The 13,329-nt window shown below is 70.0% G+C and carries 10 protein-coding genes and 1 pseudogene; 6 read left to right on the top strand and 5 right to left on the bottom strand.

Annotation, left to right across the window (positions count from 1 at the left end; genetic code table 11):
• The first annotated feature begins 57 nt into the window (after window positions 1-57).
• Genes ACWF7A_RS29320 through ACWF7A_RS29300 form a run of 5 tightly spaced genes read left to right on the top strand, consistent with a single transcriptional unit; the run spans window position 58 to window position 5,614 of the window.
• Window positions 58-1,638 (top strand): ABC transporter ATP-binding protein, encoded by a 1,581-nt coding sequence (locus tag ACWF7A_RS29320; protein WP_452253704.1) that lies wholly within the window; start codon window positions 58-60, stop codon window positions 1,636-1,638.
• Window positions 1,638-2,711, top strand: coding sequence for an ABC transporter permease (locus ACWF7A_RS29315; RefSeq protein WP_452253703.1), 1,074 nt, complete (start codon window positions 1,638-1,640; stop codon window positions 2,709-2,711). The genes ACWF7A_RS29320 and ACWF7A_RS29315 overlap by 1 nt, the downstream gene beginning before the upstream one ends.
• A gap of 8 nt (window positions 2,712-2,719) precedes the next feature.
• Window positions 2,720-3,961 carry an ABC transporter permease gene (locus tag ACWF7A_RS29310; RefSeq protein WP_452253729.1) on the top strand — a complete coding sequence of 414 codons (1,242 nt, stop codon included), beginning with the start codon at window positions 2,720-2,722 and terminating at the stop codon, window positions 3,959-3,961.
• Window positions 3,954-4,343, top strand: a complete 390-nt coding sequence (locus ACWF7A_RS29305) for a cytidine deaminase (protein WP_452253702.1) — start codon at window positions 3,954-3,956, stop codon at window positions 4,341-4,343. The genes ACWF7A_RS29310 and ACWF7A_RS29305 overlap by 8 nt, the downstream gene beginning before the upstream one ends.
• Complete coding sequence (locus ACWF7A_RS29300; protein WP_452253701.1) at window positions 4,340-5,614, top strand: thymidine phosphorylase; 1,275 nt, start codon at window positions 4,340-4,342, stop codon at window positions 5,612-5,614. Before ACWF7A_RS29305 ends, ACWF7A_RS29300 begins: the two co-directional genes overlap by 4 nt.
• On the opposite strand, the gene ACWF7A_RS29295 is transcribed toward ACWF7A_RS29300, so the two are convergent.
• Both ACWF7A_RS29295 and ACWF7A_RS29290 read right to left on the bottom strand, forming a co-directional pair.
• Window positions 5,611-7,077 (bottom strand): serine/threonine-protein kinase, encoded by a 1,467-nt coding sequence (locus ACWF7A_RS29295; RefSeq protein WP_452253700.1) that lies wholly within the window; start codon window positions 7,075-7,077, stop codon window positions 5,611-5,613. The genes ACWF7A_RS29300 and ACWF7A_RS29295 overlap by 4 nt on opposite strands.
• A gap of 1,161 nt (window positions 7,078-8,238) precedes the next feature.
• A pseudogene (locus tag ACWF7A_RS29290) lies at window positions 8,239-8,758 on the bottom strand (hypothetical protein); the annotation flags it as partial.
• Window positions 8,759-9,168: 410 nt separating this feature from the next.
• On the opposite strand from ACWF7A_RS29290, the gene ACWF7A_RS29285 reads away from it, so the two are divergent.
• Entirely contained in the window at window positions 9,169-10,257 is a 1,089-nt protein-coding gene (locus ACWF7A_RS29285) for an adenosine deaminase (protein WP_452253699.1), read from the top strand.
• On the opposite strand, the gene ACWF7A_RS29280 is transcribed toward ACWF7A_RS29285, so the two are convergent.
• From ACWF7A_RS29280 to ACWF7A_RS29270, 3 genes are all read right to left on the bottom strand, one after another.
• Window positions 10,247-11,233, bottom strand: a complete 987-nt coding sequence (locus ACWF7A_RS29280; protein WP_452253698.1) for a dTDP-glucose 4,6-dehydratase — start codon at window positions 11,231-11,233, stop codon at window positions 10,247-10,249. The genes ACWF7A_RS29285 and ACWF7A_RS29280 overlap by 11 nt on opposite strands.
• A 2-nt stretch (window positions 11,234-11,235) precedes the next feature.
• Window positions 11,236-11,979 carry a GntR family transcriptional regulator gene (locus ACWF7A_RS29275; protein WP_452253697.1) on the bottom strand — a complete coding sequence of 248 codons (744 nt, stop codon included), beginning with the start codon at window positions 11,977-11,979 and terminating at the stop codon, window positions 11,236-11,238.
• Between the two features lie 94 nt (window positions 11,980-12,073).
• A complete protein-coding gene (locus ACWF7A_RS29270; RefSeq protein WP_452253696.1) occupies window positions 12,074-13,291 on the bottom strand; it encodes a primosomal protein in 1,218 nt (405 codons plus the stop codon).
• Between the last annotated feature and the right edge of the window lie 38 nt (window positions 13,292-13,329).

Below are 13,329 nucleotides of genomic sequence, written 5' to 3'. Positions count from 1 at the left end.
CCCTGTGAGGAATTGCCCCTCACAGGGCCTGGTGCGTGGTAGGAGGAGCACTCGACGATGAGCAGTTCCACGTCCATAGGGACGGACGAACACCCCGCGGTGGTGCTCACAGGCATCACCAAGCGATTCCCCGGTGTGGTCGCCAACAGCGACGTCCACCTGACCGTCCGTCGCGGCGAGGTCCACGCCCTGTGCGGTGAGAACGGCGCGGGCAAGTCCACCCTGATGAAGATCCTCTACGGCATGCAGCCGCCGGACGAGGGCACCATCGAGGTGAACGGCGAGCAGGTGCGGTTCCGCACCCCGTCGGACGCCATCAAGGCCGGTATCGGCATGGTGCACCAGCACTTCATGCTCGCCGACAACCTCACCGTCCAGGAGAACGTCGTCCTGGGTGCCGAGGCGATGTACGGCATCGGCAAGAAGGCCCGCGCGCGCATCATCGAGCTCTCCGGCAAGACCGGGCTGAACGTCGACCCCGGCGTGCTCGTCGAGCAGCTCGGCGTCGCCGACCGCCAGCGCGTCGAGATCCTCAAGGTGCTCTACCGCGGCGCCAAGGTGATCATCCTGGACGAGCCCACCGCCGTGCTCGTGCCGCAGGAGGTCAACGAGCTCTTCGACACCGTCCGCGGCATGCAGGAGCAGGGCTACACGTTCCTGTTCATCTCGCACAAGCTCGACGAGGTCCGCGCGATCGCGGACTCCGTCACGGTGATCCGCCGCGGCACGACCGTGGGCAGCGCCGACCCGAAGACCGTGAGCTCCCGGCAGCTCGCCGAGATGATGGTCGGCAGCGAGCTCCCCAGCCCGGAGACCCGCGAGTCCACCGTCACCGACACGGTCGTTCTGGACGTCAAGGGCCTGAAGCTCATGACGCCGGACGGCTCGCGACCGATCCTCGACGACGTCGACATGGTCGTGCGGTCCGGCGAGGTCGTCGGCATCGCGGGGGTCGAGGGCAACGGCCAGACCGAGCTCGTCGAGACGATCATGGGCATGCGCAAGGCCGGCAGCGGCACGATCACGTTGCAGGCCAAGGACATCACCAAGCTCGGCACGCTCGCCCGGCGCGAGGCGGGCATCGGCTACGTGCCGGAGGACCGCCACCGCCACGGCCTGCTGCTCACGCAACCTCTCTGGTACAACCGGATCCTCGGCTACCAGACCCGCAAGCCCACGGCCAAGGGCATCTGGCTCGACACCGACGGCGCGAAGAAGGACACCGAGCGGATCGTCGCGGACTTCGACGTCCGCACGCCCGGCATCGACGTGCCCGCGGCCGCTCTCTCCGGCGGCAACCAGCAGAAGCTCGTCGTCGGCCGCGAACTGTCCGGCGACCCGGTGCTGCTGATCGCGTCGCACCCGACCCGCGGTGTGGACGTCGGCGCGCAGGCGCTGATCTGGGACGAGATCAAGCAGGCCCGTGCCGCCGGTCTCGCCGTGCTGCTGATCTCGGCCGACCTGGACGAGCTGATCGGCCTGTCGGACACCATCAAGGTCATGTTGCGCGGACGCCTGGTGGCCGACGCCGACCCGAACACGGTCACGCCCGAGGACCTCGGCAGCGCGATGACCGGTGCGGGCAGCACGAGCGCAGCGGTCCAGGAGACCGCTGTCGTCGAGGAAGGCGAGCACTGATGGGACACCTGCGCGGCAAACTCCTGCCGCCCGCGTTGGCGATCGTCTTCTCGTTGCTGTTGTGCGGCGTGGCGCTCGTCATCTCCGGCGCGAACCCGCTCAGCGCGTTCGGCGCGATGGTGACGCAGGTCGGCAAGGGCTCGACGCTCGTCGACATCATCAACTCGACGGGCATCTACTACATCGCGGCGCTCGCGGTGGCGATCGGGTTCCAGATGAATCTGTTCAACATCGGTGTCGAGGGCCAGTACCGCGTCGCGGCCGTCATCGCGGCGGTCGTCGGCGGCTCCATCGCGCTGCCCACCGGCATCCACACGCTGGTGATCATCATCGTGGCCGCGCTCGCCGGTGCCGCCTGGGCCGCGATCCCCGCGATCCTCAAGGTGACCCGGGGCGTCAACGAGGTCATCTCGACGATCATGATGAACGGCCTGGCCATCGGCCTGTCGGCCTACCTGATCCGCCGCGACGTCTTCGGTGAGCTGCGGGGCAACAACATCCGCACCGCCGAGATCCCGGAGAGCGGCTGGATGCCCGGCATCTCGTTCGGTGGCGGCGGCACGATGTTCGGCTTCATCTTCGTGGCCATCGCCCTCGGCATCGGCTACTGGGTGATGATGAACAAGACCCGGTTCGGCTTCGAGCTGCGCGCGTCGGGCGAGTCGTCCACCGCCGCGTCCGCCGGTGGTGTCAACGCCAAGAAGATGATCCTGGTGTCGATGCTGCTCTCGGGCGCCATCGCCGGCCTGATCTCGCTGCCGGAGCTGCTCGGCCGCGACCACACGTTCAGCCTGAACTTCACCGCGGGCATCGGCTTCTCGGGCATCGCGATCGCGCTGCTCGGCCGCAACCACCCCGGTGGCATCGCGTTCGGCGCGCTGCTCTGGGCGTTCCTCGACAAGTCGGGTCTCGCGCTCGACAACGTCGGTGTGCCCAGGGAGATCGTCACCATCATGCAGGGCTCGATCGTCCTGTCGGTCGTCGTCGCCTACGAGGTGGTGCGTCGCTTCGAGCTGGCCTCGGAACAGCGTCGCGTCGGCCGTGAGCTCGGAACTGTCGGAGGTGCCGCGTGATCACGACGATGGAGGAGAAGCCGCACGTTCCGGCGGCGCCTCGCAAGCGCAAGATCCCCGGCTGGGCCGTCGGCATGCTCGGTGTCGCGGGCGCGATCGCGTTGCTGTCGATCACGTCCATGCAGACCGGCTTCCCGCAGCTCACGTCGTCCGGCACGACCCAGACCGCGGTCCGGCTCGGCCTGCCGATCCTGCTCGCCGGTCTCGGCGGCCTGTGGGCGGAACGCGCCGGCGTGGTCAACATCGGCCTCGAAGGCATGATGATCATGGGCACCTGGGGCGCGGCGTGGGCCGGCTACCAGTGGGGTCCGTGGGCCGCTGTCGTGGCGGCGGTCGTGTTCGGCTCGCTCGGCGGTCTGCTGCACGCGATCGCGACGGTCACGTTCGGCGTCAACCACATCGTCTCCGGTGTGGCGATCAACCTGCTCGGCGCCGGTCTGACGAAGTACCTGTCGACGCTGGTGTTCTTCCCGCTGTCGAACAACCCGCGCCAGTCGCCGCCGGTGCAGCCGTTCGACACGTACTCGGCGGGTGGCCTCGGGGACTGGCTCGGTGAGCTCGAAGCCGGGCAGCGCCTGTTCATCTCGGACGTCGCGGGCATCCTGCGCGGCCTCGTCACCGGGGTCTCGCCGCTGACGATGCTGGCGATCCTGCTGCTGCCGCTGTCGTACTACCTGCTCTGGCGCACCCGCTTCGGCCTGCGCCTGCGCTCGGTCGGCGAGAACCCGCACGCCGCGGACTCGCTGGGCGTGAAGGTGTACTTCCACAAGTACGTCGCCGTCATCGTCTCCGGTGGTCTCGCCGGCCTGGGTGGCGCCGCGCTGGTGCTCAACCCCGGTCAGCTGTCCTACCTCGAGGGCCAGACCGGCGGCCGCGGGTACATCGGCCTCGCCGCGATGATCTTCGGCAACTGGCGGCCCGGTGGGCTGCTCGGTGGTGCGGCGCTGTTCGGCTACGCCGACGGCCTGCAGCTGCGGTCGGGCGGCGAGACGGTGCTGGCGCTGGTCTACGGCGTGGTGCTGCTGCTCGGCGTGATCGTGGTGTGGCAGCTCATCCGCCGGAAGTGGTTCTCCGCGGCGGCGGCGATCGTCGTGGCCGTGCTGATGTACCTGCTGTACATCAGCCTCGACGAGATCCCCAGCGAGTTCGTGTCCTACGCGCCGCACATGGTGACGTTGGCCGTGCTCGCCGTCGCCTCGCAACGCCTGCGAATGCCGGCGGCCGACGGTGTGGTCTACCGCCGTGGCTGACGTCGACTGGGACCTGCTGCGGGCACGGGCGGTGGAGGCGGCGTCGTTCGCCCACTGCCCGTACTCGGGGCTGCAGGTCGGCTCCGCGGCGTTGTGCGACGACGGCCGGATCGTGACGGGCTGCAACGTCGAGAACGCCTCGTACGGCGTGGGTCTGTGCGCCGAGTGCGCGATGGCCGGTCAGCTGCAGCTCACGGGCGGCGGCCGGTTCGTCGCGGTGGCCTGTCGTTCCGGTGCCGGTGACCTGCTGATGCCGTGCGGCCGCTGCCGTCAGGTTCTCTACGAGCTGGGCGGCCGGGACTGCCTGGTGGACACGCCTTCCGGCGTGCTGCCGATGTCGTCGGTGTTGCCGGACGCGTTCGGACCGGAGGACCTGCCATGAGCTTTTCCGCGGTGGACGTCATCCGCGCCAAGCGCGACGGTGCCGTGCTGTCCGACGAGCAGATCGACTGGGTCATCGACGCGTACACGCGCGGTGCCGTCGCGGACGAGCAGATGTCCGCGCTGGCGATGGCGATCTTCTTCAACGGCATGACGGCGTCCGAGACCGCGCGCTGGACGCAGGCGATGATCTCGTCCGGCGAGCGGTTGGCGTTGCACGTCGACTGCCCGACGGTCGACAAGCACTCGACGGGTGGTGTCGGCGACAAGATCACGCTGCCGCTGGCGCCCCTCGTCGCCGCCTGTGGTGCCGCCGTGCCGCAGCTTTCGGGCCGCGGCCTGGGCCACACCGGCGGGACGTTGGACAAGCTGGAGTCGATCCCGGGGTGGCGGGCCGCACTGTCCACTTCGGAGATTCTCTCGCAGCTGTCGTCGGTCGGTGCCGTCGTGTGTGCTGCCACCGAAGGACTTGCTCCGGCCGACCGCAAGCTCTACGCGTTGCGGGACGTCACGGGGACCGTCGAGGCGATCCCCCTGATCGCGTCCTCGATCATGTCGAAGAAGATCGCCGAGGGCGCCGAGTCCCTGGTGCTGGACGTGAAGGTCGGCTCCGGGGCGTTCATGAAGGACCTCGGTTCCGCGCGTGCGCTGGCCGAGGCCCTGGTGGCCATCGGCGTCGAGCACGGCGTGCGGATCTCGGCGCTGCTGACCGACATGTCCGTGCCGCTGGGCCGCGCTGTCGGCAACGCGGTCGAGGTGGCCGAGTCCGTGGACGTGCTGCGCGGCGGCGGTCCTGCCGACGTGGTCGAGCTGACCGTGGCGCTGGCGTCGGAGATGCTGTCGCTGGCCGGGATCTCGGCCGATCCGGCCGCCGTGCTGGCGTCCGGTGAGGCCTTCGAGGTCTGGGCGCGGATGATCCGGGCCCAGGGCGGCGACCCGGATGCCTCGCTTCCGGTCGCGTCGCACAAGCACGTGGTGGAGGCGCCCGCGTCCGGCGTGCTGTCCACTTTGGACGCTTACGGCGTCGGGGTGGCGGCGTGGCGTCTCGGTGCCGGCCGGGCCCGCAAGGAGGACCCGGTGCAGTTCGGTGCCGGCGTGCTCTGCCTGGCCAAGCCCGGCGACGTCGTCGAGGCCGGGCAACCGTTGCTGGAGCTCTACACCGACACCCCGGACGCGGTGACCGGAGCACTGCAGGCGCTGGAAGGCGCCTACAGCGTCGCGGACTCCGCGCCGGAGCGTTCGCCGCTGGTGATCGACACCATCCGCGGCTAGTTCACGAGCGAGCCCGCCAGGGGCGACCTGTCCTGCTTCCACAGCACGCACAGGACCTCCTGGCGGCCCGGCGCGGCGGTGTCGTTGTACGCCTCCCACTCCTTCTGGGTGGGCACCAGCCCGGTGAAGCCGATCGGCTCCTTGATCTTCGGCTCGATCACCTTGAACTGCTCGGTGCAGTAGTTCTTGGTGAAGTCGGCCAGCCACTGGGTGCCGGGGTAGGCGATGTCCTTCGGCTTGTCCCACAACGGGGTCGCGGCCGAGAAGAGCTGGATGCCGTGCGGGCCGTTGCACGGCACGTCCTGCCGCACCGGCGAGCCCTGCGTGAGGAAGTCCTTGGCGCACTGCGTGCCCGAGAGGTTCCACTCCGGCACGTCACCGCCGCGTCCGAACGTCGCGATGCGCCGTGACGGCAGCGGCGCGCCCACGGGCAACGACGCGGGGTCGGTCCACTCGGTGGAGTTCTCCTGCGTCTGGTTCGTGCTGGTGTTCGGCCCGGCGTTCGTCGTTTCCCCGGGCTTGAGGACCTGGTACCCGGCGAACGCGGCACCCGCGAGCACGGCGATGCCCACGACCACGGCGGCGACCTTGACCGCCGTGCCCGTCTTCTTGCCGCCGTTGTTGTTGTGCGGCAGGGAAACCTGCGTGGCGCCCTGGACGATCGCGGTCAGCATCTGCCGCGCCTGCGGTGCCGTCAGCCGGCGTGCGGGATCGACGGTCAGGAACCCGCGGATCACCTCGGCCAGCCCGGGCGAGGCCCGCCGCAGCACGGGCGGCTCGTTCATGACCGCGTGCAACGTCGACGCCGTGGACGTGCGCTCGAACGGACTGACACCCTCCACCGCGTGCGCCATCGTGACGCCGAGCGCCCACACGTCGGACGCGGGCGAGGCCTCGAAGCCGTGCAGACGGTCCGGCGACATGTACGCGGGCGAGCCGACGATGCCGCCGTTGTGCGTGAGGCGCGGGTCGTCCATGGCCTGGGCGATGCCGAAGTCCGTCAGCTTCACGGCACCGTCCGGCCGCACCATGATGTTGCTGGGCTTGACGTCCCGGTGCACGATGCCGGCCTGGTGCGCGGTCTCCAGCGCGCCCAGCACCTGCAACGCGACGTTCGCCATCCAGGTGGAGTCCCGCGGCCCGTGCCGCTGCACGATGGTGGCGAGGTCGAGCGCGTCGACCAGCTCCATCGCGAGGTAGGTGCGGTCGTTCTCGCGGACGATGTCGTAGACGGTCACCACCGCGGGGTGGTTGAGCCTGCCCGCGGTCCGTGCCTCCCGGAGCATGCGCTCCTCGAGGACGTTGCGTTCCTCGGCGGCGATGCCCTGTGGCGGGTGCAGCTCCTTGAGCGCGACGGCCCGGCCGAGCACCTGGTCCTGCGCACGCCACACGACGCCCATCGCACCGCGGCCGAGCTCGGCGAGCAGTGAGTAGCGGTTCGCGACAACTCGCTGTTGCTGCACGGACTATCCCTTCTGGACGCCCCCAGATTCCGGCGAGCCTACCTACGGGACGTGTGAGCGCTCTCCTCATGGTCACGTGTCCGGCGGGTCGCCGGTTCACCCCGGGACGCGAAACGGCCCCGGAGCAGCAGCTCCGGGGCCGTTCACTGTGATCAAGCGAGGAGAGCGATCAGGCGCCCTCGGCCGCCAGGTCGTCGTCGTCCACGTCCTTGCCGCCGTTCGCCGGCTTCGGGCCGCCGTTCTTGCGGGTGCGGCGCTGCGGGCGCGGCAGGGCGGTGGGCGGCGGGGGCGGGGTGGGCGAGCCGCCGCCGAGGATGAGCTCGGCGAAGGTGGCCATGGCCTCGTCCAGCTGGCCGCCGATGCGCAGTTCCGACTCCTGGTTCGACTTGCGGACCAGGGACTGCAGCGAGTCGGCGTCGGGGCGGGCGCCGACGGTCTCGGCGACCTTCGTGAGGCTCGCGTCGACCGTGCCGCCGAGCTCGGAGATCCGGGCGGCGAAGCCGTCCTCGACCTTGTCGAGGCGGTTGGTCATGTTGTCGAGCTGCGAGGTGACGAGCTCCAGGCGGCGGGCCAGGGACTCGAGGCGGTCGGCCGCGTCGACCTGGTCGCGGGACTGCTCGATCGCCGCGTACAGGGCGGTGCGGGCCTCGTCGAGCTTGCCGTTGACGACGTTCTGCGTGTCGGTGACGGCGGTCGCGAGCTCGGTGCGGGTCTCGGCGAGCGAGGTCGCGAGGGAGTCGCGGGTCTCGGTGAGGGAGCCGGCGAGCGAGTCGCGGGTCTCGTTGAGCGAGCCGGCGAGCGAGTCGCGCGTCTCGGTCAGGGACGTGGTCAGCTCGGCGCGGGACTCGGCGATGGTGCCGGCCAGCGACTCGCGGGTCTCCGCCACGGCGCCGGCCAGTTCGGTGCGGGTCTCGCCCAGCGTCGAGGCCAGCTGGTTGCCGCGCTCGGTCACGGCGGCCACGACCTGGTTCTGGCTGTCGGTCACGGCGGACGCCAGGGCGGCACGGCTCTCGGCGACGGCGGTCGTCAGCTCGGCGCGGGCAGCGGCGAGGGCGTCACGCTGCTCGTCGGCGCGGCCGTGGACGCTCGAGAACGACTCGGCGAGGATCTTCTGCAGCGCCTCGCGGGTGCCGTCGAGGTGCTCGTGCACGCCCTCGTCGACCTCGTCGAGACGGCCGCGCAGCGCGGCCTCGAGGGCTTCGACGCGCTCGCGCAGCGGGTTGGTGACGGCGGCGGGGATGGCGTCGACCTTGCCGTCCTGCTTGTCCATGTGGCCGTCGAGGTCGTCGATGCGCTTGTGGATGCTGGAGAGCTTGTCCTCCAGGCCGTCCATGCGGCCCGCGACGCCCTCGAAGCGGCCGGCGACGCCGTCGAGGCGGCCGTCCAGCTGGGCGAAGGGCTTGGCGAGCTTGTCCACCAGGGCGTCGACCGCGCGACCGATGTCGGCGACGGCGGTGTCCTGGGCCTCCAGCTTGGCGAGGGCCTCGTCCAGGCGCTCAGCGAGAACGCTGACCTCGGTGCGGTCCGGCAGCTCCGACAGGCGCTTGCGAACCGAACCCAGCGACTCCAGAGGCGACATCCGGGCGTGGATCTCGTCCAGCGCGTCGAAGATCTGCTGCTGCTCGCTCTCACGGATCTCCGCGGCGCGCGTGAGCATGTTGCGCATCCGATCGAAGGACATCGTGGAGTTGTTGTTCTCTGTCACGGCTGAGTGCCTTCGTCCAGGGGAGGGGGAGACCACGGGAGCCTATCCGCGTCACGGGACGTCGCTGTACCACCCCCGCCAGAAAATGGCCGGGTGCGGACGGGCAACTAACCCGATCAGGCTACCTGACTACTCTGAACGCCAAGTAACCGCCTGGAAGCAGGCAGTAGCCACCGATGATGTTCCTACCTTGGGGTGACTCAAGCCTCGCGTTGGTTGCAGAAAGTTGCTGATCACGGATCTGCAACGACGTTGACCCAGCAAATGATCATATCGTCGGCAAGATCATCTAGGCCAGCACCGCGGCGGTGTGTCGCCTCGGAAAGGCTCCCGGCAGGCACGCGCGGCCCCTCAGTCGGACCCGCCGCCTGGAGTAACGTGTAGCAATGTCCACGCCGCTTACCTTGGAGACCATCCGCAGCGCGCCGAAGGTCCTGCTGCACGACCACCTCGACGGTGGCCTCCGCCCGCAGACGGTGATCGAACTCGCCGATGCCTCCGGCTACCAGGGCCTGCCCACCACAGACGCGGGCGTCCTCGGCGGCTGGTTCCGCGACAACGCCAACTCCGGTTCGCTCGTGCGCTACCTCGAGGGCTTCGCCCACACGTGCGGTGTCATGCAGGACGAGCCTTCTCTCGTCCGCGTCGCCGCCGAAGCCGTGGAGGACCTGGCCGCGGACGGTGTCGTCTACGCCGAGATCCGCTACGCGCCCGAGCTGAACACCGAGAAGGGCCTCTCGCTGGAGCAGGTCGTCGAGGCCGTCCAGGAGGGCTTCCGCATCGGCGAGCAGCGCGTCGCCGCGACCGGCCGCAAGATCCGCGTCGGCACCCTGCTCTGCGCCATGCGTCAGAACGAGGGCTGGCTGCGCATCGCCGAGCTGGCCGTCCGCTACCGCGACCTCGGCGTCGTCGGGTTCGACATCGCGGGCCCCGAGGCCGGGTTCCCTCCCACCAGGGGCCTCGACACGTTCGAGTACCTGCGCCAGCAGAACGCGCACTTCACCATCCACGCCGGTGAGGCGTTCGGCCTGCCGTCCATCTGGGAGGCGATCCAGCACTGCGGCGCCGAACGGCTCGGCCACGGCGTGCGGATCGTCGACGACATCAAGGTCTCCGGCGACGGCACCGTCCAGCTGGGACGGCTGGCCGCGTACGTCCGCGACCGCCGCATCCCGCTGGAGATGTGCCCGACGTCGAACCTGCAGACCGGTGCCGCCCCGACGCTCGCCGACCACCCGATCGGCCTGCTCGCGAAGCTGCGGTTCCGCGTCACCGTCAACACCGACAACCGCCTGATGAGCGACTGCTCGCTCTCCAGCGAGTTCGCCGCGCTGGCCGAGACCTTCGGCTACGGCTGGGCCGACCTGCAGTGGTTCACGATCAACGCCATGAAGTCGGCGTTCCTCGGGTTCGACGAGCGGCTGGCGATCATCAACGAGCTGGTCAAGCCGGGGTACGCGGCCCTCACCGCGTAGCCACCGGCTGGGCCCACGCGCTCTCGTCGATCGCGCTGAGCCCCAGCAGCGGCTCCCACCACGCGCGGTTGGCGGCGTACCAGCGGATGGTGTCCCGGACTCCGGCCTCGAAACCGATCTCCGGGCGCCATCCGAGCTCGCGGCCGATCCTGCCGGAGTCGAGCAGGTAGCGCCGGTCGTGGCCGGGGCGGTCGGCGACGACCGACTTCCGCGACCGGGGCAGCCCCAGTTCGTCCAGCACCAGGTCGGCGATCTGGTCGACGCTCGCCTCGACGCCCGTGCCCACGTGGTACGTCCGGCCGACGACGCCGTCGTGCAGCACCGCGTCGATCGCACGGCAGTGGTCCAGCACGTGGATCCACTCGCGGCGGTTGTCGCTCGACGCGTAGACGGGCAGCTGCTCGCCCCGCAGGGCCTTGACGGTGAACAGCGGAAGCACGTTCTCGGGGAACTGGTTCGGCCCGTAGTTGTTGGCGCAGTTGGTGATCGTCACCGGCAGGTCGAACGTCTCGAAGTACGACCGCACGGCGTGGTCCGAGCCGGCCTTCGACGCGTTGTAGGGCGTGCGCGGCCGATAGGGCGACTCCTCGTGGAACGCCTCGGTCGCGTCCAGCGCGAGATCTCCGTACACCTCGCACGTCGACACGTGGTGGAACCGCTGGACGCCCGCGCGGCGGCAGGACTCCAGCAACGCCTGAGTGCTCAGGACGTTCGTGCGGAAGAAGCGGCCGGGATCGAGCACCGCGAGGCTGTTGTGCGACTCTGCCGCGAAGTTCACCACCACGTCGACGCCCTCGACGTCGGCCTCGCCGATGTCCGCGCGCACGAACTGCACGTCGGCGGGCAGGTTCGCGCGGATGCCGCGGTAGGTCAGCGCGTCGAGCGCGATCACCTCGTCCGCCGGGTGTTCGCGCAGCCAGTATCGGGTGAAGTGCGAGCCGATGAACCCGGCCGCACCGGTGACGAGCACGCGCATGGTCAGTCCTCCGAGGGAATCGCCGCGACGCCGGGAGGTTCCGCGCCGGGCCAGCCGCGGAACTCGACCTCCAGCTGGAACCGGTGGCCCAGGTAGTGGTGCTCGGACAGGGCGATCGGCTGCCCGGCGCCGTCGAAAGCGATGCGGCGCACCAGAAGCACGGGTGTGCTGGCCGCAACGCCGAGCAGTGCGCCGAGGTCGCCCGCCGCGACGGCCGCGATGCTCTGGCGGACGACGGCGATCTGGTTTCCTTTGCGCCGCAACGTCTCCCACGTGCCGGGCGACTCGGCGTCGGCCCGGCTGACCGGTGCGGCGAGCGCCAGCGGCACCCACTCCGTCACGACGTCCAGCGGCGTTTCTCCCGTGCGGCGCAACGAACGCACGCGCAGCATCTCGCCAGGGCCCAGCGTCGAGGCGACAGTCGAAGGTGCCTCGCGGTAGCCGTACTCGAGAACCATCCGCACGAGCGAGATCCCGGCTTCGGCGACGGCCGACTGCGCGTGCTGGAACGTGCCGAGCGCCAACGGCTGCGCGAACGACACGACGTACCAGCCGGCGCCTTTCCGTGACGCCAGAAGGCCTTCGTCGCGGAGCTGTTCCAACGCCCGGCGCACGGTGACGCGGCTGACCTCGTGACGACGGCCCAGCTCGGCCTCGCTCTCGATCGACCCCGCCGGGCCGTAGTCGCCGAGAGTGATGCGCTCACGCAGTTCGGCGGCGAGGCGCTGCGACCGAGAACCTGTCATAAACCTGTATCATACAGGCGCCGCAAGGCCTGGCGCCGCAGGCAAACGAAAAGGGCCGCTCGCGCACAGCGAGCGGCCCTTTCGACAGCAGGGATCAGTTGGTGTTGAGCCGGTCCTCGAACGAGGCCTGCAGCGTGCGGAACGCGGCCACCTCGGCGTCGTACGGGGCGGACGGCGCGAGGCGCGTCGGGTCGGGCGACACGACGAACGACACGAGCCAGCCCAGCGACTCGGACGAGGCGAGCGCGTCCTTCACGGACTCGTCGTCGGCCCACTCGGCCGCGTCCTCGAACAGTTCGACGGCGAGGTCGAGCTGCTGCGGGTCGAGGGAGTCGGGGCCCTCCTCCATGTCCTCGGCGATGCCGGTCAGCACGTAGACGTTGTCGTCGTCCACCTCGACGTCGAGCTCGCCGGCGGTGGCCTTGACCTTGATGTCGTTCCAGGTCTCGACCTCGGCCAGGTCGTGCTCGTCGTTCTCGGCGACGAAGCGGCTCAGCGCGCGCTGCGAGGTGAAGACCTCGATCTTGCCGCGGCGGCCCAGGAACACCGGGTCGTCGCCGAGGTAGCAGCGCAGCGTGTAGAACTCGCCGGCCGACGTGATGATCTTGATGGGGTCGACGCCGACCTCGGCCCAGAAGCCCGTGGGCTCGGCCTTCTCCTCGTCGGAGTCCTCGTCCGCGGGGGAGTCGACGGCGGCGGCGGCCGTCGCGGCCTCCAGCGCGGCGAGCTCCTCCTGGGCGACCGCGAGCTCCTTCTCGGGGACCTCCGGCGTGTTCACCACGCTGTCGATCGCGTCGAGGACCTCGTCCCACTTCTCGGAGACGACCTCGGACAGCTCGCCCCACAGCTTGCCGCCGTCACGGCCGCTGAACGGCAGCGTGCCCTGCGGCAGCAGCGAGAAGCCCTCGGCGCTGTCGAGCACCTCGTGGACCTTCTCCAGGTCGCAGACGTCCGCGAGGGCGCGCACGATCGCGATGACGTCGGCGAGCTCACCGATCGTCCAGGTGTCCGGGTCCTCCGCGACGAGCTCGGGCACGCCGACGAGGTCGAACTGGTGGTTGTCGTCCGGCGAGAGGTCCGCCACGCCCAGCGATGGCACGACCGGCCACGCGGGGTGATCGGTCAGGTCGTGCTCCTCGGCGGTGCGCACGAACGCGGCGAGGTGCGCGGCGTCGGGGAAGACGAACAGGTCCTCCTCGTCACCGAGGAACGCCTCCCACTCCTCGCCCTTCTCGCGCCAGCGGGGTGCCCACAGCGTGACGACGTCACCCTGCGTCAGCCCCAGCTCGATGGGGACGATGTCCTGCGCCATCCTGACCTCCCGGTCACGCCTGCCTGATGCCGTCGACG

The organism is Lentzea sp. NPDC055074 (genome assembly GCF_053608005.1).
Note: the sequence above shows the minus strand (reverse complement) of the source record. Positions and strands in the feature narration are given on the sequence as shown.